General features: G+C 40.9%; 21 protein-coding genes and 1 tRNA gene. 1 reads left to right on the top strand and 21 read right to left on the bottom strand.

Annotation, left to right across the window (positions count from 1 at the left end):
* Position 1: 1 nt before the first annotated feature.
* The 6 genes from cyoC to ACZ5V8_RS01880 all read right to left on the bottom strand — a co-directional run bounded on the left by cyoC (position 2) and on the right by ACZ5V8_RS01880 (position 6,680).
* Complete coding sequence (gene cyoC / locus ACZ5V8_RS01905; protein ID WP_440615974.1) at positions 2 to 607, bottom strand: cytochrome o ubiquinol oxidase subunit III; 606 nt, start codon at positions 605 to 607, stop codon at positions 2 to 4.
* Complete coding sequence (cyoB, locus tag ACZ5V8_RS01900; protein WP_440615976.1) at positions 604 to 2,634, bottom strand: cytochrome o ubiquinol oxidase subunit I; 2,031 nt, start codon at positions 2,632 to 2,634, stop codon at positions 604 to 606. Before cyoB ends, cyoC begins: the two co-directional genes overlap by 4 nt.
* A gap of 24 nt (positions 2,635 to 2,658) precedes the next feature.
* Complete coding sequence (cyoA, locus tag ACZ5V8_RS01895) at positions 2,659 to 3,525, bottom strand: ubiquinol oxidase subunit II (protein WP_464218700.1); 867 nt, start codon at positions 3,523 to 3,525, stop codon at positions 2,659 to 2,661.
* 578 nt (positions 3,526 to 4,103) lie between these two features.
* Positions 4,104 to 5,753: a CTP synthase gene (locus ACZ5V8_RS01890; RefSeq protein ID WP_464218129.1), complete on the bottom strand. Its 1,650-nt coding sequence runs from the start codon at positions 5,751 to 5,753 to the stop codon at positions 4,104 to 4,106.
* Positions 5,754 to 5,900: 147 nt separating this feature from the next.
* On the bottom strand, positions 5,901 to 6,110 hold the full coding sequence (locus ACZ5V8_RS01885; protein WP_440615978.1) for a helix-turn-helix domain-containing protein: 210 nt from the start codon (positions 6,108 to 6,110) through the stop codon (positions 5,901 to 5,903).
* Positions 6,111 to 6,119: 9 nt separating this feature from the next.
* Positions 6,120 to 6,680, bottom strand: a complete 561-nt coding sequence (locus tag ACZ5V8_RS01880; protein WP_464218128.1) for a DUF2975 domain-containing protein — start codon at positions 6,678 to 6,680, stop codon at positions 6,120 to 6,122.
* 396 nt (positions 6,681 to 7,076) lie between these two features.
* On the opposite strand from ACZ5V8_RS01880, the gene ACZ5V8_RS01875 reads away from it, so the two are divergent.
* Positions 7,077 to 7,724: an outer membrane protein gene (locus tag ACZ5V8_RS01875; RefSeq protein ID WP_464218127.1), complete on the top strand. Its 648-nt coding sequence runs from the start codon at positions 7,077 to 7,079 to the stop codon at positions 7,722 to 7,724.
* Between the two features lie 284 nt (positions 7,725 to 8,008).
* On the opposite strand, the gene nuoN is transcribed toward ACZ5V8_RS01875, so the two are convergent.
* From nuoN to ACZ5V8_RS01800, 15 genes are all read right to left on the bottom strand, one after another.
* Positions 8,009 to 9,451, bottom strand: a complete 1,443-nt coding sequence (gene nuoN / locus ACZ5V8_RS01870; RefSeq protein ID WP_464218126.1) for an NADH-quinone oxidoreductase subunit NuoN — start codon at positions 9,449 to 9,451, stop codon at positions 8,009 to 8,011.
* Between the two features lie 6 nt (positions 9,452 to 9,457).
* The gene (locus tag ACZ5V8_RS01865) at positions 9,458 to 11,071 is read right to left on the bottom strand and encodes a complex I subunit 4 family protein (protein ID WP_464218125.1); all 1,614 of its coding nucleotides are present in this window, start codon (positions 11,069 to 11,071) and stop codon (positions 9,458 to 9,460) included.
* A 27-nt stretch (positions 11,072 to 11,098) separates the two neighbouring features.
* Positions 11,099 to 13,108 (bottom strand): NADH-quinone oxidoreductase subunit L, encoded by a 2,010-nt coding sequence (nuoL, locus tag ACZ5V8_RS01860; protein ID WP_464218124.1) that lies wholly within the window; start codon positions 13,106 to 13,108, stop codon positions 11,099 to 11,101.
* Between the two features lie 4 nt (positions 13,109 to 13,112).
* Complete coding sequence (gene nuoK, locus ACZ5V8_RS01855; RefSeq protein ID WP_440615989.1) at positions 13,113 to 13,430, bottom strand: NADH-quinone oxidoreductase subunit NuoK; 318 nt, start codon at positions 13,428 to 13,430, stop codon at positions 13,113 to 13,115.
* The gene (locus ACZ5V8_RS01850) at positions 13,423 to 14,061 is read right to left on the bottom strand and encodes an NADH-quinone oxidoreductase subunit J (protein WP_464218123.1); all 639 of its coding nucleotides are present in this window, start codon (positions 14,059 to 14,061) and stop codon (positions 13,423 to 13,425) included. Before ACZ5V8_RS01850 ends, nuoK begins: the two co-directional genes overlap by 8 nt.
* Before the next feature lie 6 nt (positions 14,062 to 14,067).
* A complete protein-coding gene (gene nuoI, locus ACZ5V8_RS01845; protein ID WP_464218122.1) occupies positions 14,068 to 14,559 on the bottom strand; it encodes an NADH-quinone oxidoreductase subunit NuoI in 492 nt (163 codons plus the stop codon).
* An 11-nt stretch (positions 14,560 to 14,570) separates the two neighbouring features.
* Positions 14,571 to 15,584, bottom strand: coding sequence for an NADH-quinone oxidoreductase subunit NuoH (gene nuoH, locus ACZ5V8_RS01840; RefSeq protein ID WP_464218121.1), 1,014 nt, complete (start codon positions 15,582 to 15,584; stop codon positions 14,571 to 14,573).
* Positions 15,581 to 17,983, bottom strand: a complete 2,403-nt coding sequence (gene nuoG / locus ACZ5V8_RS01835; RefSeq protein WP_464218120.1) for an NADH-quinone oxidoreductase subunit NuoG — start codon at positions 17,981 to 17,983, stop codon at positions 15,581 to 15,583. The genes nuoH and nuoG overlap by 4 nt, the downstream gene beginning before the upstream one ends.
* A gap of 72 nt (positions 17,984 to 18,055) precedes the next feature.
* On the bottom strand, positions 18,056 to 19,327 hold the full coding sequence (gene nuoF / locus ACZ5V8_RS01830) for an NADH-quinone oxidoreductase subunit NuoF (protein ID WP_464218119.1): 1,272 nt from the start codon (positions 19,325 to 19,327) through the stop codon (positions 18,056 to 18,058).
* A 3-nt stretch (positions 19,328 to 19,330) separates the two neighbouring features.
* Positions 19,331 to 19,834, bottom strand: coding sequence for an NADH-quinone oxidoreductase subunit NuoE family protein (locus ACZ5V8_RS01825; protein WP_464218118.1), 504 nt, complete (start codon positions 19,832 to 19,834; stop codon positions 19,331 to 19,333).
* A 13-nt stretch (positions 19,835 to 19,847) separates the two neighbouring features.
* Entirely contained in the window at positions 19,848 to 21,101 is a 1,254-nt protein-coding gene (locus ACZ5V8_RS01820; RefSeq protein WP_464218117.1) for an NADH-quinone oxidoreductase subunit D, read from the bottom strand.
* 11 nt (positions 21,102 to 21,112) lie between these two features.
* Positions 21,113 to 21,781 (bottom strand): NADH-quinone oxidoreductase subunit C, encoded by a 669-nt coding sequence (locus ACZ5V8_RS01815; protein ID WP_440615999.1) that lies wholly within the window; start codon positions 21,779 to 21,781, stop codon positions 21,113 to 21,115.
* A gap of 2 nt (positions 21,782 to 21,783) precedes the next feature.
* The gene (locus tag ACZ5V8_RS01810; protein WP_117002266.1) at positions 21,784 to 22,269 is read right to left on the bottom strand and encodes a NuoB/complex I 20 kDa subunit family protein; all 486 of its coding nucleotides are present in this window, start codon (positions 22,267 to 22,269) and stop codon (positions 21,784 to 21,786) included.
* Positions 22,260 to 22,655, bottom strand: coding sequence for an NADH-quinone oxidoreductase subunit A (gene ndhC / locus ACZ5V8_RS01805; RefSeq protein WP_170137198.1), 396 nt, complete (start codon positions 22,653 to 22,655; stop codon positions 22,260 to 22,262). The genes ACZ5V8_RS01810 and ndhC overlap by 10 nt, the downstream gene beginning before the upstream one ends.
* A 20-nt stretch (positions 22,656 to 22,675) precedes the next feature.
* Positions 22,676 to 22,761, bottom strand: a tRNA-Leu gene (locus tag ACZ5V8_RS01800).
* Between the last annotated feature and the right edge of the window lie 5 nt (positions 22,762 to 22,766).

Genomic DNA, 22,766 nt, shown 5'->3' with positions numbered 1-22,766 from the left:
ATTAGATCGCTCCCATTAAGTAGACGACTGAGAATACGAAAATCCACACGATATCCAAAAAGTGCCAGAACAAACCTAAGTAGGTTAACTTTGTTTTGCTCATTGGCGTGATACCATGCTTACGGATTTGAAAAATCATACTCACAATCCAAATTAAACCAATGCTTACGTGCAACCCATGCGTTCCCACCAAGGTAAAGAACGAAGATAGAAAAGCACTTTGTGCCCAAGAATGACCTTCCATATATAAATGATGGAATTCATAGACTTCCATAATAATGAAACCCAAACCTAAGATAAAGGTTACCCATAGCCAACCCGTAATAAGCTTAATATTACCTGAGTTACGCGATAGCGTTGCCAAACCAAAGGTAAAGCTACTCATCAAAAGCAGCATGGTTTCAACAAACACAAATGGCAAGCTAAATAATTCTTTAGCACTAGGGCCACCAAATGTATGCGTGTGAAATACTGCATATACTGCAAACAATGTCGCAAATAATACGCAGTCACTCATAATATAAATCCAAAAGCCAAATACGCTTTTAGAACCATCATAATGGTGGTGGTGTTCACCGTGATGGCTTTCTACTGCTGTAGTACTCATGCGCCCACCTTCTTCATTTTTTCAATTTCAGCTTCAGTTTCTTCCACTTCTTTTGCTTTCACATAGTAGTCGATATCATAATTAAATGAACGTGAAATCACCGAAGCAAGAATACCCAACAAACCAACGCCTGCTAACCACCAGATATGCCAAACAGCAGCAAATCCAAAAGCTAAAGCAAATGCGCCAATCACAAAAGCAACTCCTGTGTTTCTTGGCATATGGATATCTTCGTATGGGCGTTTCTCAGTCGCAGGACGATTTTCAATATTTAGCCCTTTCTTCTTGTGCTCCCAAAAGCCATCCAACGAATCAACGACAGGATCATGTGCGAAGTTATAAAAAGGTGCAGGAGAGGCAGTTGCCCACTCTAATGTGCGCCCATCCCAAGGATCACCTGTTAAGTCACGGTTTTTATGGCGATCTTTGATACTGACAATAATTTGAATGATTTGTAACAACACACCAATTGCAATCAACATGGAACCAACCCATGCCACAATCAGCCAAGGTTGGAAACCAGTTGACGCATCATAGTGATACAAACGACGCGTCATGCCAATAGCACCTAAGTAGTATAGTGGCATAAAGGCAACAAAGAAGCCGACGATCCAAAACCAGAAAGACCATTTACCTAAGCGTTCATTAAGCTTAAAGCCAAACATTTTCGGAAACCAATAGATAAGTCCAGCAAAGTAACCAAAGACAACACCACCAATAATGACGTTATGGAAATGCGCGATCAAGAACACACTGTTATGCATCTGGAAGTCAACACCTGGTACGGATAATAATACACCGGTCATTCCACCAATAGTGAACGTCACTAAGAAGCCCATCAACCAATACATCGGCGTGGTAAAGGTAATACGCCCACGGAACATGGTAAACAACCAGTTAAAGATTTTAACCCCTGTTGGAATCGCAATAATCATTGTCATAATACCAAAGAATGCATTGACATTGGCGCCAGCGCCCATGGTAAAGAAGTGATGCAGCCATACCGAGAATGCCAAAATGGTAATAACAATACTTGCGCCAACCATAGTGGCGTAACCAAATAGTTTCTTCTTAGAGAATACAGACGCAACTTCTGAGAAAATACCAAAGGCAGGCAAGATCAAAATATAAACTTCAGGGTGCCCCCAGATCCAGATCAAATTGACATACATCATCTGATCGCCTCCACCGCTAACGGTGAAGAAATTTGTACCTATATAACGATCCAACGTTAATAACGCTAAGGTTACCGTTAGCACGGGGAATGCAGCAATAACCAAAATAACAGAACAAAGCGATGTCCACGTAAATACTGGCATTTTCATTAATGTCATGCCTTTACAACGCATTTTAATGATGGTGACAAAGAAGTTAACACCCGTCATTAATGACCCTATACCGGATATCTGCAGTGCCCATATCCAGTAATCTACCCCGACCCCGGGACTAAAAGCAGTCTCCGAATAAGGTGGATAAGCCAACCAACCGGTATGCGCAAAATCACCGATCAATAGCGACATGTTAACTAAGACCACGCCAACTACAAAAAGCCAGAAACTTAATGAGTTAAGGTATGGAAATGCCACATCTCGCGCGCCAATCTGCAATGGAATCGCAATATTCATCAAGCCGAACATCAATGGCATTGCCACAAAGAAAATCATAATCACACCATGAGCGGTAAAGATCTGATCAAAATGCTGTGGAATCAAATAACCGGTACTGTCGCCTGATGCTAAGGCTTGCTGTGTACGCATCATTGCCGCATCGACAAAGCCACGAAACAGCATGACGAGTGCGACAATGATATACATAATACCAATTTTTTTATGGTCGACCGTCGTAAACCATTCACGCCATAAATAGCCCCATTTTTTGAAGTAGGTCAAACCACCTACTAATAACAACCCACCAACAACAATAAAGATAAACATTCCAAGAATGATCAATTGTTGGCTAACGGGTTCCCACAAATACGGGAAAGCTGTGTGCGGATCACTCAACCTTCCAATCAATGCTTCTAACATATTCGTTCCCTATTTATTCACACTTTAATGGCTCATTTCTGACATGTGATGCATATGCCCCATCATGCCAGGTTTATAGTTTGGCATCATGTAGTACATAACAATGTCATTAAATAAATTCTTATCAACTTGACCATAATATGTCACTGGGTTATCAATTGATTGTTTTGCCAAATGATCCCAGAAAAACTCCCAAGTCAGATCTTTCTTCGATGTCTTAGCCTCACTTACCCACTTCTTAAAATCAGCCTCAGAAGTTGCATCTGCATAGAACTGCATATGCGCAAAACCTTCACCTGTGTAATTTGCTGAGAAGCCACGATACTCGCCTGGGTTGCTTGCCAACAAATGAAGCTTAGTAATCATGCCAGTCATCGCATAAATTTGCCCACCTAGTTGCGGAATAAAGAACGAGTTCATAGGTGCTGCTGATGTGATTCTGAAGTTAATCGGGTGTCCTACAGGGATAACAATTTTATTAACCGTTGCAATATCATATTGCGGATAGATAAACATCCACTTCCAGTCTAATGCGACCACCTCAATCTCAACAGGAGACTTATCAGACTCTAATGGTTTGTATGGATTAAGTGAATGCGTTGTCACCCAAGTTACAATCCCTAAAATCAAGATAATCACACATGGAATCGCCCACCAGACGATCTCAAGTGCTGTGCTGTGAGACCACTCAGGGCGATATTTTGATTTAGTTGCAGAGTCGCGATAGCGCCATGCAAACCAAAACGTCAAGAAAATCACCGGGATTACCACGATTAACATTAATAAAATAGCAAACACTAACAGTCTAAGCTCATGATGTGCAACAGGCCCTTGCGGATCTAACACCCCTGAGGAACATCCCCCAAGCAACACTGCTGGCAATAATACCATCAATGCAACAAACGGCTTAGCTAAAGGTTTTTTGCGCTTTGATTTTCCGTCTCCAACACCTAACAAAGACAATGGCTTTACCATCTTTTTCAGTGCGGACACAAAAAAGTACAAGTACTTGATCATATCGATTTCCTTAGTTCCTTTATATCTAGCTAAGTTATTGGAAAATAACTTAGCGCATAGTATAACTATTTTTTTCCTAATTAAAACTGGGATGATTGAGTTTATGGCGAAAAGGTGCTGATGACATCAAGCGAATGTACAATTATTACCCAGGAACATGATGAATACTCTATTATTGCGCTCATTCAGAATTTATCAATGCTTTCTGCCTTCATCTCAGTCGCTAAGGCTTTTACTTCTTCGATTGATTAATGGCACTACCTTAAGAAGTGACTTGTAAATATAGGCTTTGCAACGAACTTAAGTCTATCATCCCTGATAAAATGGATTGCCACGCATCCATACTCGCAATGACACCCTCTGATTTGTCATCCTAAGCCAAGATGGCGTGAGGTTCCAGTGCGAAGCTGCCATGGACGGTTAGTGATCCTCCTAAAGGTAGTGCCATTAGTTTATGATGGGTATAAACACGCTTTAACAAAACCTTCAAATAAGCGATGTCCATCGCGCGGAGTTGAGGTAAACTCTGGGTGAAATTGGCAAGCGATAAACCACGGATGTGTTGGAATCTCAACCATCTCAACCAGCTTCTTATCCTGCGATTTACCACTGATCACAAGTCCTGCATCCTCCAATGCTCCAACATAATTGTTATTAACTTCATAACGATGGCGATGACGCTCTTTAATGCTATCTGCGGCATAGACCCTGTGCGCTAAGCTGTCCTTTTGCAAATGACATAACTGCGCACCAAGACGCATTGTGCCTCCCATATCAGATTGAGATGTGCGCTTTTCTTTGTCACCCGTTGCGGTTTGCCACTCAGTGATCAAGCCAATTAAAACATCTTCGGCTTTTGGATCAAACTCAGTGCTATTTGCATTTTTTAATCCCAATACATTACGTGCATATTCAATCACAGCAACCTGCATACCTAAGCAAATCCCTAAGAATGGGATTTTGTTTTCACGCGCGTATTGCACTGCTTTGATCTTGCCTTCAACGCCACGTGACCCAAAGCCACCTGGCACTAAAATACCATCGACTTTACCGATGACTTTTTCAACATCACCTTTTTCAATATCTTCTGAGTCAATAAATTTAATATTAACCTTGGCATGATTGTGAATTCCGGCATGAAACAGCGCTTCATTCAATGACTTATAGGCTTCCGTTAAACTAACATACTTACCAACCATGGCAATGGTGATCTCTTTTTGTGGATTATTAATCTCATAAACCACTTTATCCCATTCGGATAAATCCGCTGAGCGCACATGCAGTCCTAATTGACTGACAACACAAATATCTAACCCTTGATCGTGATATTTGCGCGGAATCTCATAAATACTTGACACGTCTTCCGCACTAAAAACAGCTGACTCAGCAACATTAGTAAACAAGGCAATTTTACGTTTCTCATCTTCACTAAAGCTCTTTTCACAACGACAAACCAAAATATCAGGCTGAATACCAATCGAACGCAACTCTTTGACTGAGTGCTGTGTTGGTTTTGTTTTTAGCTCGCCTGCGGCTTTAATATAAGGCAATAATGTCAAGTGTAAGAATAAACTACGTGATTTACCGAGCTCTTGCGCTAATTGGCGAATCGCTTCAAGAAAAGGTAATGATTCAATATCACCTACCGTACCACCGACTTCAACAATGGCAACATCAACCTTATCCTCAACACCTTGTAAGATTTTAAGCTGAATCTCATCCGTAATATGTGGAATCACCTGAATCGTACCACCAAGATAATCACCACGGCGCTCTTTTTTTATCACATCTTGATAAACGCGTCCTGTGGTGAAGTTATTACGCTTGCTCATCTTAGTGCGAATGAAGCGCTCATAGTGCCCCAAATCAAGATCGGTCTCAGCACCATCTTCGGTGACAAATACCTCACCGTGCTGCAATGGACTCATTGTGCCAGGGTCAATATTAATATAAGGATCAAGCTTCATTAAGGTAACATTTAAACCGCGACATTCTAATAAAGTTGCCAAAGAAGCCGCCGTGATCCCTTTGCCTAATGATGACACCACACCACCGGTAACAAAGACAAATTTAGTACGTTGATTTTCAATACGAGTTGACATAAAAGATAATACATTAAGCGCTGCTAATGTTGGCAAAGCATAGCAAAAAGCCCTTGGTGAAGCTAGCTAAATTTATAATATAAGAACTTTAACTTTACTATTTAAAGGTTACCGCTTGGCTCTCACTACTCTCACTATGTAATAAATTTATATATCATTACTATACATGAGAATATCGCCAGGCTGACAATCTAAGGCCTCACAGATAAGTGCCAAGGTTGAAAAACGTATCGCCTTAGCTTTACCCGTTTTTAAAATTGATAAGTTCTGCTCTGTAATACCAATTTTCTCTGCCAGCTCTTTTGAGCGCATCTTGCGCATTGCCATCATCACATCTAAATTTACAATAATTGCCATACTCATCTCCTAAATCGTCAAATGACTTTCTTCTTCAAGCTGTTGCGCTTGCTGCATTACCTTGGCAATTAAGATAATAACCGCTCCGGTGATCAAACTAACCAGATCGATACCTGATAAACTCAATGTTAACATGCGCTGCCCAGGCGGATTGGCAAAGCTTAAAATCACCGAAATAAGTGCATCATAAATAAGCCCACCAATTACCCATGCAAACAAGGTGTAACCTAGCTTCTTGTAAGCCAGTGTATTGTGATATACAAATACACTTCCTTGTGAATAGTTTTTAAATACGAGAATCAATTGACTCAACCCATACATTATAATCCCGCCTGGAATCATCGATATTAAGAATGCCAACAGTTTTGTCCCAAGTGGCACCGTATCACCATGAATATACTGCATCAAATCATTACCAATTCCAAGCTGCATAAATAAGCTTGACTGCCCACTACTTGCTGAGTCTTTACTAAAGCTTAACCAAAATAAAAAAGTAACAATTGGTACCAAATAAAAACATATTTGAAAAAACCAATAATAACGATAACTTGACTGTTTAAACTTAGACATATTTTCTCCTGAATGATTACTTTTACCACAAATAGGTACGAACACTATAACAAGTTGAAATGCATTTAAGCAATCATTTTTTATTGTTTATCGGTAATTATTTATTGCAAGATGAACATGAATGCATATTGAAAGACAACACTAAAACTCTAAAAAACAGCTTTAATATAAAGTTTCGCTTCAACTTCACACTCATCACAAAATCACACATTAAAAACACTACAAATATTTCCATCACCCCTTTTATATCGCTAAAATTTGATATTTTTTGATATTTTTCTGCATTTTTTATCCAAAATCATATGATCAAACTTGCATTTTTAGCATGCTTTGACTAACGTTGACGGCGGTAATTGTGTTCAAGTTACTTTTGAAATAAAAACAGGAGAGCAAATCATGAAGAAAATTATTGCAACAACTGTCGCTGCTGCGGCACTAATCAGTGGCTCAGCATTTGCTGCTGGCGCGCAAACCGGTCTAGTAGTCGGTGGTAATTTAGGGCTTGCCACACCAACAGGAAAACTAAAACTTGATGATCAATATAATGCTGCCAAAAATAATCTAGGCGCTACTTCAGCATCACAAGATACCGGTAATATTGCTGGTGGACTGTTTATCGGTTATGACTACGCACTTAGCCCAATGCTAGCCATGGGTATTGAGTTGGGGGGACAATATGCTTATGAGGTTAGCAAAGTTAGCGCCTCTAATGCAACAAACAGTGAGTCCTTGAAAGCAAGTGTTATTAGTGTGCCTCTATTCTTAACAGGTAAATTTTATATCCCTCACACAGGCGGCTTAAATGTCTTTGCTAAAGCAGGCTACGCCTATAACAGAATTAACTACACCTTAGATGTAACTGGTCTTTCTAATCAAGATAGTCATGAAACCCTATGGCGTCCAGTCGTTGCTGGCGGTATTGGCTATCAGTTACAGCAGTTTAATATTTTCGCGCAATACCAATATAACTGGTTGCCTTACAAAGGCGAAAACAGCGGATTAGGTACAATTTCAGCAGGTGTTGCTTATACGCTTCCTATGTAATCAACCATCTTAACCATCTTTTATTTTAGGCGAGTTTTAACTCGCCTTATTTTTTTGTATACCAAACAGATTTCTTATTCCACAAACGCTTATCGTACGCTTAAAAATTTGCAAAAAGATGATATGACGACTTAATTTTCTTAAGCTCAATCTGGTCTTTTGATACGCTTTAAGTGGTATACTTGGCTGCGATTGAGGTGGGTTAATTAGCGACGCTACCATTGTACACGCTTTTAAATTTTTGGGGAGTTTTCAGCATGGTAGGTAAGAATAATTTATAGCTCTTAAAACAACCCATAAATCGGTGAAATAAGTGTCACGAGTAACGCTGGGAATACGCCAAGGAGTAGAATAAGTGCCGCATTGATGCTTAAGCCAAACAAGGTCACCTTGTTGGCATAAACTGGCGTTTGATTTTTCGGTAGATCAAAGTACATCGACTTGATCACACGTAGATAATAGTAACACGCGATAACCGACATAATTAAGGCATAGATACCTAATCCTAAGTGTCCTGTATCAATCAAGCCCATAATCACAAATAGCTTAGCGGTAAAACCTGATAATGGTGGGATACCTGCCATTGAGAACATCACGATCAACATAATAAAGGCAATCCATGGGTTACGACGATTCAATCCCGCAAAATCTGCCAAGTTCTCAACTTCATTGCCGCGAACACTTAATACGATCAACACACCAAAACCAGCTGCTGACATGAGCACATAGATAATGACATAAAAAAGCGCCGTTGAGACGGCAAAAGCTGCGGGGTTTAATATCAGTGCTAATAACACAAAACCAATATGTGAAATGGTTGAATAACCCAACATACGTTTGACATTTTTCTGAGCTAACGCCAGCAAGTTACCAAAGAAGATCGACAGTACCGCTAATACAGTCAGCACTTTACTCCAGGCAAACGCTTGCGCTGGCATGCCAATCATTAGAATATTGACAAGCATTGCAAAAGCAGCCACTTTTGGTACTGAGGCTAAAAAAGCCGTAACGGCATTGGGTGAGCCTTCATAAACATCAGGCACCCACATATGAAAGGGCACCGCACCCAACTTAAAAGTCGCTGTTGCAATCATTAATACCATGGCAATTAACACAATTTGTGAATGCTCAACCTGAGGATTCGCAAGGTATTTACCGATTTCCGTTAAATCCAAGCTGCCGGTAAAACCATAGATAAATGACATGCCATACAGCAACAAACCTGAGGCAATTGCACCTAATACAAAGTATTTGATCGCCGCTTCCGCACCTGTCGCAAAACCACGACGAATGGCTAACAATGCATACAAAGGTAACGACAATAACTCTAAACCAATATAGATGGTTAATAAGCTATGCGCTGACGTTAACACAAGCGCACCTAGAATAGATAATATTGACAAGACATAAAACTCGCCTTGTGGCAGCTTTCTATCTTCAATATATTCTTTGCAATAGATAAAGACGAAAAAGGCAACCAGTATAATAACTTCTTGCAAGATAAAGGTCAGCTCAGTTGATAAGGTTTGCCCTTCAAAACCGACATGAATATGTGAGTTAAGTGACTTTAATAAAATCCAAGCGGCAATAATCAAAAAGACCTGTGTGAGAATATAGGCAATATTTTTGACTTTCTTGCCAAAAAATAAATCCGCCAACATCACAACCAGTGCGGCAATGCCTAGTGTGATTTCAGGAAGTATGGTGATAATATTTGCTAACATCATTTCTCTTTACCCTATCGTTACCGCATGCGCAGCTTGAATGATATGCGTCGAAGCTGCTGAAGAAAGTTGTAGAATTGGTTGTGGATAAACACCAAACCAAATAGTAGGAATCGCCAATAATACAAAGACAAAGATCTCAAGACCGCTGATGTCTTTTAAGTTAGCCACTTGCGTTGTAACGACCTTACCAAAGAACACGCGCTTATACATCCACAGCGTATAGGCAGGTGCGATAACAAGCGTTAACCCAGCAAGCAATGCCACCCATGGTGAGTATTTAAATACCGCTAAGATAATCAAGAATTCACCGACGAATCCACTGGTACCTGGCAAGCCGACGTTCGCCAAACAAAATAGCATAAAGAACGTCGCAAAGATCGGCATTGAACGCGCAACACCTTGGAAATCGGCAATATTGCGACTTTGCATACGTAAATACAAGTAGCCACAACCAATAAACATACCCCCCGATGAGAAAGCATGCGCAATCATTTGAAACACCGCACCTTGAATCGCTAATTGCGCATCTGCCATACCTAATACTTGATCTGGATTATTCTTCACTAATAAGAAGATAGAGAACATTGCCAACGTCACTAAGCCCATATGCGAGATCGATGAGTAAGCAATAAGGCGTTTGAAATCCGTCTGCGCAATCGCCACAATCCCAACATAGACAATTGCAATCAGTGAAATTCCAATCAATGACCAATCAAGGACTGCTGTGATACTCGGGATCAATGGTAAAACAAACCGTAAGAAACCATAAGCGCCAAGCTTTAACATCAGTGCTGCAAGGACAACCGAACCACCAGCAGGCGCCTCAGAATGCGCATCTGGCAACCATGAATGAAATGGCCACATTGGAATCTTAACGGCAAACGCCAAAAAGAACGCACCAAACAATAACCACTGTGCAGTCAAGGTAATATTGACCAATTGCCCCATATTATTAACTTGTGTTGCCCAGAAAATAAAGTTCTGAATTGAGAACGTACCACTATCCACCAAACTAGCACTTGGTAGACTTGCTACTTGCTGTTGGATATACAAAAACGCAACCAATAAGAAAATAGAGCCGGCAAAGGTATATAAGAAGTATTTAATCGCGGCATAGGCTTTTTTCTTGCCACCCCAAATACCGATACCTAAGGTGGTTGGAATTAATAGCGCTTCCCAAAATACATAAAATAGCATCGTATCCTGCGCCATAAATACCGCATTGGTTAAGCCGGTCGTAATCAGGAAAATCGCCATATATTGTCTCAAGCGCACTTTGATGCTACGCCAAGCTGCAAGCACAATCACGACATTGGTGAAGCTTGTTAAGATAATAAATAGCACGGAAAACCCGTCAACACCAAGATAATAGTAAACCGCATCATTATTATTGAATAAACTAAACCAACGCACACGCTCAACAAACTGCATGCTGGCACTGGTTGGATCAAACTCAAGGTATAAAGGAACACACAACAAAAGCGTTAATATGGCAACTGCTAAAGCTGTCCAACGTGCCGCCTCTTTTTTGCCATCTGGCGATTTCGCTGCCAATACAATAAAGCCACCGATAATCGGCACCCAGATTAGCAAGCTTAATAAATAGTGAGTTATAAACATAGTATTAACTTTCCTTTAACCAAAGCCTTAGTTTACCCAAAAAATTAGCCATGTAATCAATGCCAAAACACCAATCAACATCACTAGAGCGTAGTCAAACAAAAACCCACGTTGTACACGTGTCATCTTCTTGCCCGCAAAATAAATCAAATCCGCACTGCCTTGAACAGCAACTTTATCAATCATAAAGATATCGATCACAACCCATAGCACTTTACTTAACAGTACAACACCTTTAACAAACACAAGATCATATAAGCCATCGATAAAGTATTTTTTGACAAGGATGTAGTGCAAAATACCAAACCCTGAGCGCACGTTGGCTAATGCTTTTGGAATACTTGGGGCTAAGACATAAAAGATATATGCCAAAATCAGTGCTGAAATTGCCAACCAGAATGCAGGTGTTTGCACAGAGTGCATCACGAAATCCCATGGCGTTTTAGTGGCTGCTTCTTGTGCCAGGGTTGCGACAACTGTCATATTACCTAAAGCAGGTTCATAGTATTGTGCGATCGTATTACCAAAGAAACCATGTGCATTAGCAAGGTTTGGTGTTAATGCCGGCTCAAAGAACAACATCCCCGCAAATACCGATGGAATCGCTAATAAAATCAACGGAATCAAGATCGTCAATGGTGACTCTTTGACATGCGCCTTGGTGTGCGCATCCATTCGTGTTGTACCATGGAATGTCATAAAGATCATTCTAAAGGTATAGAAAGAAGTCACAAACGCACACGCTAATACTAAATAATAAGCAAACTCGTGTCCTGGCAAGGTTGTCGTTGCTGCGGCATTAATAATTAAGTCTTTTGAGAAGAAACCGGCAAACGGTGGAATTGCTGCCAATGCCCAGCCGCCAATAATCATACAGATATAGGTCACTGGCATATATTTTCTTAAGCCACCCATCTTGCGCATGTCTTGCTCGTGATGTAATGCCACAATCACCGAGCCGGCTGCTAAGAATAATAATGCTTTAAACATCGCATGTGTCATCAAATGAAACATACCAATTGAAAAGCCTGAGGCGCCTTGAGCGACCATCATATAACCTAATTGTGACAAGGTACAATAAGCGATAACGCGCTTAATATCCATTTGCACAATCGCAATAAGCCCCATAAACAAACAGGTAATCGCGCCAATGATCATGACAAAACTTAATGCTGTTGCCGAATGAACAAACATCGGTGATAAGCGCGCAATCATAAAGACACCTGCTGTGACCATCGTTGCTGCATGGATCAATGCTGAAATCGGTGTTGGGCCTTCCATCGAGCCTTCTAACCAAGTATGCAGCGGGAATTGCGCTGATTTACCCATCGCCCCGATAAACAGGAGCACACACATTAACGTGATCGGGCTAAATTGCATACCCAAGAACGAAATCATTTGTGTATTATCAAGATTGGCAACTGCTGTGAATACGGTGTTATAGTCAATTGAGTTACAGTAATAAATCACTGCAGCAATACCAAGTAAAAATCCTAAGTCACCGACACGGTTAATGATAAAAGCGCGTAAGCTTGCTTCATTGGCAGAGTCTTTATCAAAGTAATAACCGATTAAGAGATATGAGAATAACCCTACCCCTTCCCAACCAAAGAAGAGTATCAAGAAGTTGTTACCCATGACCAAACAAAGCATGGCAAATGTGAAGCCCGAGATATAGGCAAAAAAGCGCGCATAACCATCTTCACCCTTCATATAGCCAATTGAGTAAACATGCACTAATGTTGAGACAAATGTTACGATCAACATCATAAAGACAGATAGTTTATCAACGGTGAAACCGACTTTCATGCCTAAGCTTGGAAACAATGCCCAGTTGAAGTAGGTCACCGTATAAACATCATTATGCAAATAAACGCCTAACGCCAGAATAACACTCAAAATAAACGATAAAAGCACCAAGCCAATCGTAATGCAGTTAACACCTGTTAATTGCACCTTTTTAGAGAAAAAACCGGCAATGATTGCACCTAATGCTGGCGCCAAGATAATAATGGCAATAATAAAATCAATTCCCATCGTCTTAGCCCTTTAGTGTATTTAATTGACTGACATCGATTGTTTTGCGCGTTCTAAATAACACAACCACAATCGCCAAACCGATGGCTGCTTCAGCAGCTGCAACCGTCAAAATAAAGAAGACAAAAACATCACCTGTGTTTTGTTTCAGCATACTTGAGAAAGCAATAAAGTTTGTATTGACTGCCAATAACATTAACTCAATTGACATCAATAAAATCAATAGATTGCGACGATTCATAATAATACCCGCAATACTTAACGAAAATATAATCGCACTAAAAATCAAATAATGCGTAATGGGTACCGGAATACTAGTCATTCTTAGGTTCTCCCTGATCAGATTTTTTTGCTAATTCGTCTGCTTTAGTGCTTTTCTCTGCTTTCATTTTCACCATCGTTAAACGATCTTTTGCTTGTGTTTGAATCTGCACGCTTGGATTAATCGATTTGTTGCCTGGTTTTTTACCACGGAATGTCAAGGTAATGGCTGATACCATTGCCGCTAACAAGACCATACCAGCAAGCTCAAACGCATAGAGATATTTATTAGAGAACATCTCGCGACCTAAGTTTTCTACCGTACCTAAGCCACCAGTCATTGTTCTATCGGCAAACGCATGATTCACAACAATAGAAATAAGTACGGCTAAGAAAGCACACAATAAAATGACAATTGGCCAGTAGAATACTAGCTTTTTCTGTTTGATGACGATATCAATATCCAACATCATTACCACAAACAAGAACATCACCAAAACCGCGCCGACATAAACAACGATTAAAAGTAATGCAAGATACTCCTGCTGCATTGTTAGCCAAACACCTGCTGCGGCAAAGAAAGTAAAGACTTTGGCAATAACTGCACGCACTGGGTTTTTTGCACTGATCACTAATAGCGCGCCAAGCACTGTTAGTGCGGCAAATACATAAAAGATAATATTTACACTCATCGATCCCTACCTAAATGCTCTGTCTGCTTCACGATCTTTCGCGATCTCGGCTTCATATTTATCACCAACGGCTAAAAGCTTTGCTTTGGTCATGATATTTTCACCACGTTTTTCAAAGTGGTATTCAAACACACGTGTTTCAACGATAGAATCCACGGGACATGATTCCTCACAAAAACCACAAAAGATACATTTGAATAAATCAATTTCATATTTTGTCGTACGTCTTGAACCATCTTCACGTGGCTCTGCTTCAATGGTAATCGCTAATGCAGGACAAACGGCCTCACATAATTTACACGCGATACAACGCTCTTCACCATTTTCATAACGACGAAGCGCATGCAGTCCGCGAAAACGTCCTGATTGAGGCGTTTTCTCATCTGGGTATTGCACGGTTACTTTTCGTGTAAAAAAGTGTTTCCCGGTAATCTTCAGACCTTTTAACAATTCCCATAGCAAAAAGGTCTGACAATAGCGTTTAATTGCTTTAAACATCAATAAATCTCCTACCACCAAGGACCTAAGCCAAGTTTAACCATAAATGCAACCACAATAACCCATACTAAAGTCACCGGAATAAATATCTTCCAGCCCAATCGCATCAATTGGTCATAGCGATATCTTGGGAAAGTTGCACGAATCCATAAATACATAAACATAAAAATACCGGTTTTCAAAAACAGCCAGATCATCCCCGGCACAAAACTAAAGAACTGGTCAAGCACAGGGATATTCTCAAATGGCGAAATCCAACCACCTAAAAAGAAAACTGCCGTTAATAAGCTGATCAAAATCATATTGGCATATTCTGCTAAGAAGAATAACGCAAAGCGCGCACCTGAATACTCAACGTGATGTCCGGCAATGATCTCAGATTCACCTTCGATCACATCAAAGGGAGCACGCCCTGTTTCGGCAACGCCTGAGATAAAATAAATAATAAACAATGGAAAAAGCGGGATAAAATACCAGTGCCAAATACCGCCTTGTTGTGTTTCGACAATCGTACTGAGATTAAGTGAACCCGCGGCGATCAACACACCGATGATGGCAAAACCCATCGCAAGCTCATATGAGACGACCTGTGCTGCTGCACGCAGCGCACCAAACATCGCATATTTTGAGTTAGATGCCCAGCCGGCGATAACGACACCATATACCGCAATTGAGGTCATCGCCAGAATATACAATACACCAGCATTGATATCCGCCAACACGATGCCTTTGCCAAACGGAATGACGGCCCATGCAGTATAAGCAGGTGCAAAAGCGAGCATTGGTGCCACAAAAAACAAATAGCGGTTTGATTTTGCTGGAATAATAATTTCTTTAAGCAATAACTTAACCGCGTCAACGATGGGTTGTAATAAACCAAAAGAACCCACACGATTGGGGCCAATACGATCTTGCATGTAACCAATAACTTTACGCTCAGCATACGTGTAATAAGCCACAACCAAAATCAAAGGGATAACGATTAATAAGATCTTTAGAACAATCCAGATAATATCTAAAATCATGCGTTTACCACCGTCTGTTTAATTGGCGTGATTGTAACATTTGCCCAAGCTTTGCCACAAGTCGGCATAAGCTGAAACGGCACGATTATCGTTTCTTTGGCTAATGCTCCATCAACGATAAGATCAATCTCGTATGCTTTATCATCAAGCTTGACAATAGCACGACCCGATGTATCTATCTCATGTGCTGCGGCATACTCATTTGACACACGCAAGCTTTGCGCATAATAAGCATCTTTCGTCGCTTGTAATGGTTTAGCACGTCTTAATAACGAATTTGTACAATACATCGACACACATGGTGTCACATGATAACCTTCAGTCAATGCTGTTAAGCCGTTTTTAAACAATCCATCAACATCAATCTTTAAATCAGCCTGTTCATGTGTCGTAAACTCCTGATAAACCTCGTCAACTGTTTGGTAATCAAAGCCCTCTAAATTCAACAGATTTGCCAATACACGCAACACTTTCCACAAAGGTTTGCTGTCTTCATACGGCGGGATGACCGCTTTAAAGCACTGTGTTTGTCCAGCGATATTTACAAATGAACCATCTTCTTCAAAATGTGTGGTAATCGGCAGTATGATATCCGCATATTCAAACATCTCAGCGGTTGCATAGCTTGCAAACGCTGCCACGATATCAATATCTTGAAGCATTTCTAATGCTTTCTCTCCCCAAATAGAATCACACTCAGGCTCAACACCAAAGTTTAATAACAATTTGGTTTTATTACTCAATATCGCTTCTGCATTCATGCCTTGTTGTAAGTTTTGAGCGGCACCTGGCAAATACTCACTTGCTACTCCTGCGAGTAATGCGCCCTTGGCATTAGCGCCAAAGCTAAGCACGCCACCTTTGGCATTAAGTAATGTTTTAAGCTCAATAAATAACGCGTAAATTTCAGCAAAGTCTTTATTTAATATCGCATCGAAACCTAAAATCATCACTGGTTTTTCAGAAGATACCAGCGCTGTTGCTAAAGCTTCCACCTCAGGCAAAATCTCTAGTGTTGCAACGGTCTTATTAACTATCTCAGACGCTATTGGTTGCGAGATTTTTTGTGCCACGGCTTTCACTAAATTTGCCAACGCATAAACCATTTCATTGGCTTCAACTTGTGTCGTCTGAACTGCATAATTGAAGTCATATTCCTGACTATTGAGTGCCAAAACTTTAGCACCATTTTTCACCGATTTATGCACACGGTGATTGATCAATGGTATCTCTTTACGCAAATAACTGCCAACCAGTAATGTGATATCAGCGTTTTCAACCTCAGCCAATTCACAATCAAATCCGATACCTGTATGCAATGTTGAGGCATGCGCTCCTTGCATTAAGCGTGTATCAATATTGTTTGATCCAACTTGACGCATCAGTTTTTGGATAAGGTATAGACTTTCTGTGGTTATTGAATCCGAAGCTAAACTTGAAATTGCATTAACGCCATCTTGTGCCTTGGTTTGCTCAATGGCTACTTTAACAAAATCAAGCGCTTCTTCCCAAGACACATCAACCCAAGCACCTGCTTTTTTAATCATCGGTTGAGTGACACGATCTTCGCTATAAACACCGGTATAAGCGAAGCGATCTTTATCTGCAATCCATGTTTCATTAATGCTTTCGTTTTCTTTTGGCACAACACGCATCAGTTGATTGCGACGCGTATGCGCATAAATATTCGCACCAACGCAATCAGCGCCTGAAATGGTTGCATATTGCTGCAGCTCCCAAGCACGCGCATGGAATCTAAAGGGTTTAGACGTTAACGCACCCACTGGGCATAAATCAATAATATTACCGGATAATTCTGAATTGACGGTTTTAGCAACATAGGTGCCAATTTGCGTGTGATCCCCTCTGCCCATCGCACCAAGCTCTTTATCACCGCTGATTTCTTCGCCAAAGCGCACACAACGCGTACATTGGATGCACCGCGTCATATCAGTTGCGACTAACGGCCCCAAACTTGGGTCATCAAATACGCGCTTAGTTTCATTATATTTGGAGACGTCATTGCCATAGCCCATCGCGACATCTTGCAGCTCACATTCGCCACCTTGATCACAAATAGGACAATCAAGCGGATGGTTAATCAGCAAAAACTCCATGACTTTCTTTTGATAAGACAGGGTCGTTGGCGATTTCGTGAAAACCTTCATACCATCCATAATCGGTGTTGCACACGCTGGAGATGGCTTTCTTGCTCCTTCAACTTCGACAAGACACATTCTACAATTTGCTGCTATCGAGAGCTTTTTATGATAACAAAAGCGCGGAATATAAATACCATGCCTATCTGCGATCTGAATGATCATCTCACCGGGTTGCGCCGCATATGGCTGACCATTGATCTCGATATTAAGTTGTTTTGTTGCTTCTTTTTCTGACACGGGAGTCACCCTTCATCAATTACGTTTATTTTTAACCCTACGCTCAAATGAACCATAGAGTTTCACTATGTATTAAGCGCCGACAATACCGCGCTTATGTTCAATCATATATTCAAATTCATGTCTGAATTTTTTAATATAACTTTGCACTGGCCACGCCGCAGCATCACCCAAACCACAAATAGTATTGCCTTCAATGTTTGAGGCGACACGCGCTAAATTATCGATATCTTCTGACCTGCCTTCACCGTGCAAAATACGCTCTAAGGTTCTTGCCAACCAGCCTGTGCCTTCACGACATGGTGTGCATTGCCCACAGGATTCTTCATAATAAAACTCAGCTAAGCGCGCTAATAACTCGACCATACAAGTATCTTCATCAAGCACAACAACTGCACCTGAACCTAACATTGAGCCTGCTTGACCAATAGCTTCATAATCCATGGTTAAAGACAGCATCTCATCACCGGTTAAGATCTTACACGAACTACCACCTGGGATTACTGCTTTGATTTTTTTATTATCACGCACGCCACCTGCCATTGCGAGCAAGTCTTTAAATGGCGTACCTAACCCAATTTCAAAGACACCTGGCCTATTCACATGTCCTGAAACACAAAAAAGCTTAGTACCACCACTTTTCTCTGTGCCCATTTTCTGAAACCATTCACCACCATGCTCTAGTATCGGCGGCACTGAAGCATACGTTTCCGTATTATTAATATTAGTTGGACAATCATATAAACCTTTATTGGCTGGAAATGGTGGCTTAAATCGCGGTTGACCTTTACGCCCTTCCAGTGAATTAAGCAATGCTGTTTCTTCACCACAGATATAAGCACCTGCCCCGATTGAACAGTATAAATTAAAATCAACACCTGAACTACGCAGGTTAAATCCGATCAGACCCATTGCACGGGCTTCATTTAAAGCTGCTTCAAAACGTGCAATCGGCTCATAAAACTCGCCACGAATATAGTTATAACCGACGGTTGCACCCGTGACATAACCGGCAATTGCCATGCCTTCAATTAATTGGTGTGGGTTGTTGCGCAAAATCTCGCGATCTTTGCATGTTCCTGGCTCACCTTCATCGGAGTTACATACAACATACTTCTGACCTGGTAAATTGCGCGGCATAAAGCTCCACTTAAGTCCCGTTGGGAAGCCCGCACCACCACGCCCACGTAGACCTGATTTTTTAAGCTCTTCAATAATGACTTCAGGTGGAATCTTCTCATCAAGAATTCTTTTCCAATAAGAGTATCCGCCAATTGACTCGTAAGATTTCAATGACCACGGTCGTTCAAGGTGCAGGGTTCTAAAACATACTTCATTCGCCATCTGCTACTCCAAAGAATCAATAATTTGATCGACTTTTGCAATGGTTAAGTTTTCATAAAAAACCTTATCCACCTCCAACATTGGCGCACCACAGCATGCACCCTGACACTCAACAGACTTTAGGGTAATTCTACCATCCGCCGTTGTTTGCCCTGCTTTAATACCAAGCTTATTTTCAATGTGCGTCATGATTTTCTTAGCACCATTTAACATGCATGAAAGATTGGTACATACATTTAACTTATGTTTGCCCACTTTTTTAAGATCGTACATGCTATAGAAAGTTGCCACTTCATAGACTGAAGCTGCAGGCACATCCAAATAAAGTGCTAACTTATCCATTAGCTCTTCAGTTAAATAGCCATTATTGTAGTCCTGTAACACATGCAACCCAGGGATAATGACTGAGCGCTTCTGATTAGCAGGATAACGCTTTTCCCAATTTTCTAGCAACTCAGTGACTTGAGGTGAAAATATCTCTTTTTTATCTAACTTATTCTCTAACATAGACAAACCTTAATTATCTATCCACATCGCCAAACACAATATCTTGTGTCGCAATAATTGCCGGGGCATCGGATAACATATGCCCGCTTAACATTTCATTCATCGCACTTAAATGGGTAAAGCCTGGCGCTCTAATCTTTAGACGATAAGGTTTATTGGCGCCATCTGATACCAAGTAAATTCCAAATTCACCTTTTGGATGCTCTGTTCCCACATATACTTCACCTTCAGGCACGCAATAACCCTCAGAGAATAATTTAAAGTGGTGAATCAACGCCTCCATACTGTTTTTCATTTCATCGCGCTTAGGCGGAGTCACTTTATGATTTGGCGCCATAATAGGACCCTCGTTGTGACGTAACCATTCCACACATTGACGAATAATTTTATTGGATTCGCGCATCTCTGCCATGCGTACTAAATAACGATCATAGCAATCACCATGGCTACCAACTGGAATATCAAAATCTAGCTCACTATAGACATCATATGGTTGTTTTTTACGAAGATCCCAAGCTACACCAGAGCCTCTTAACATTGGACCACCAAAGCCTAATGCCTTGGCACGTTCTGTCGTTACCACACCAATGCCAACCGTGCGCTGTTTCCAGATGCGATTATTTGTTAACAGGTTTTCATACTCATCGACACACTTTGGAAAACGCTCGGTAAAATCCCAAATAAAATCAAGCAATGAGCCTTGGCGATTTTTGTTAATTGCTTTTAATTTACGCTTTGACGTAAAACGAGATTTTTCATACTTAGGCATGGTTAACGGCAAATCACGCGCAACACCACCTGGGCGGAAATAAGTCGCATGCATTCTCGCTCCTGAAACCGCTTCATAGCAATCAAACAGATCCTCACGCTCACGAAACGCGTAAAGAAACATGGTCATCGCACCTAAGTCCAAACTATTGGCTGCCGTCCATAATAAGTGATTCAAAATACGTGTAATCTCAGCAAACATGACACGAATATATTGCGCACGTTTTGGTACTTCGATCTCAAGCAACTTTTCAATTGCCAAGACATAAGCATGCTCATTACACATCATTGATACGTAATCTAAGCGATCCATATAGCCAATGCTTTGGTTATATGGTTTTGACTCAGCCAACTTCTCGGTACCACGATGCAATAGACCAACGTGAGGATCAGCGCGAACAACGACCTCACCATCAAGTTCTAATACCAAACGCAATACGCCATGAGCTGCCGGATGCACCGGACCAAAGTTCATTGTATAGTTTTTAAATTCTGCCATAGCATTCTCAACTACTGTTCATCTAAGTAACGGTTATCTTGACGAATAACCTTAGGCGCATTAACACGCGGATCAATTTCTACTGGTTCATAAACCACACGTTTTTGCGTTTCATCATAACGCATCTCAACATAGCCACTTTGTGGGAAATCTTTTCTAAACGGATGACCTACAAAGCCGTAATCTGTCAGTATTCGACGCAAATCAGGATGTCCTGTAAAAATAAAGCCAAACATATCAAACGCTTCACGTTCACTCCAATTTGCCGCAGGCCAAATATCGACAACGCTTGGTAACATCAGATCAAATTCATCTAAGTAAACCTTAACACGCAAACGAATATTAAGCGCCAAACTCATTAAGTGATAAACCACCGCAAAGCGTTTTTTGCCTTTATTGGGTTCTTTATGTAGTAACTCGCCTTGAACAACGCCGCGGGAAAAACCACTACTTGTCGCACTTTGTGTCTTCCACTGATCTTCGCCAAAGCTTAGGTAATCAACACCAGTAACATCAATAAGTTGTTCAAATTTGAATACATTCTTTAAACGTGTCATCACTTTGATGAGATTGTCTTTGGCAATTTCAACGGTAAGCTCATCGTGTTGAAAAGCTGTTGAGATAAATTGACTATTAAAGTCATTTTTTAAATCATCGATAAATTCTTGCGTTAACGACATCGTCATTTCCTCGCAATTGTATTAGTACGTTTGATTTTATTTTGTAACTGAATAATACCATAGATAAGCGCTTCAGCCGTTGGTGGGCAACCAGGTACATAGATATCCACCGGCATGATACGATCACAACCTCTAACTACGGAATAAGAATAATGATAATAACCGCCACCGTTGGCACAAGACCCCATTGAAATCACCCATTTAGGATCAGGCATCTGGTCATAGACTTTACGCAAGGCTGGCGCCATCTTATTACACAAAGTACCGGCAACAATCAATACATCTGATTGGCGCGGACTCGGACGAAATACAATACCAAAACGATCCAAATCATAACGCGCGGCTCCCGCGTGCATCATTTCAACCGCACAACAGGCAAGACCGAAAGTTACTGGCCACAAAGATCCTGTACGCACCCAATTTACTAAAGAGTCAGCGCTAGCAGTGATAAAGCCTTTATTATTGTTAATGCCTTCTTCTACTCCCATTCTAGCGCCCCTTTCTTCCACTCATAGATAAATCCAATTAGTAAAATAAACAAGAATATCATCATCGCAATGAAAGCTGCCCAAGAAATCCCACCAGCACCGCTATCGCGCACTAGCACACCCCAAGGGATCATAAAAGCGACTTCAAGATCAAAAACTAAAAATAAAATAGCAACCAAATAAAAACGCACATCGAACTTGATGCGCGCATCTTCAAATTCAGCAAATCCGCACTCAAATGGTGCGTTTTTTTCAGGGTTCGGGTTATGCACCCCAACAATAATTGATAGCATTTTGCCGCCAATCGCCATTGCTGATGCGATAGCAATCGCCACAATGAGGAAAATCAAAATCGGCAAAAACTCATGATATACACTATATTGCAACATGCCTATATCCTCGTTTTTGGTGCCAAAGGCGGGACTCGAACCCGCACGAGCATTGCTCACCACCCCCTCAAGATGGCGTGTCTACCAATTCCACCACTTTGGCAAAAT

Source organism: Cysteiniphilum sp. GTC20157, assembly GCF_055396795.1.
The sequence above is the reverse complement of the archived record's forward strand: the minus strand, read 5'-3'. Positions and strand labels throughout refer to the sequence as shown.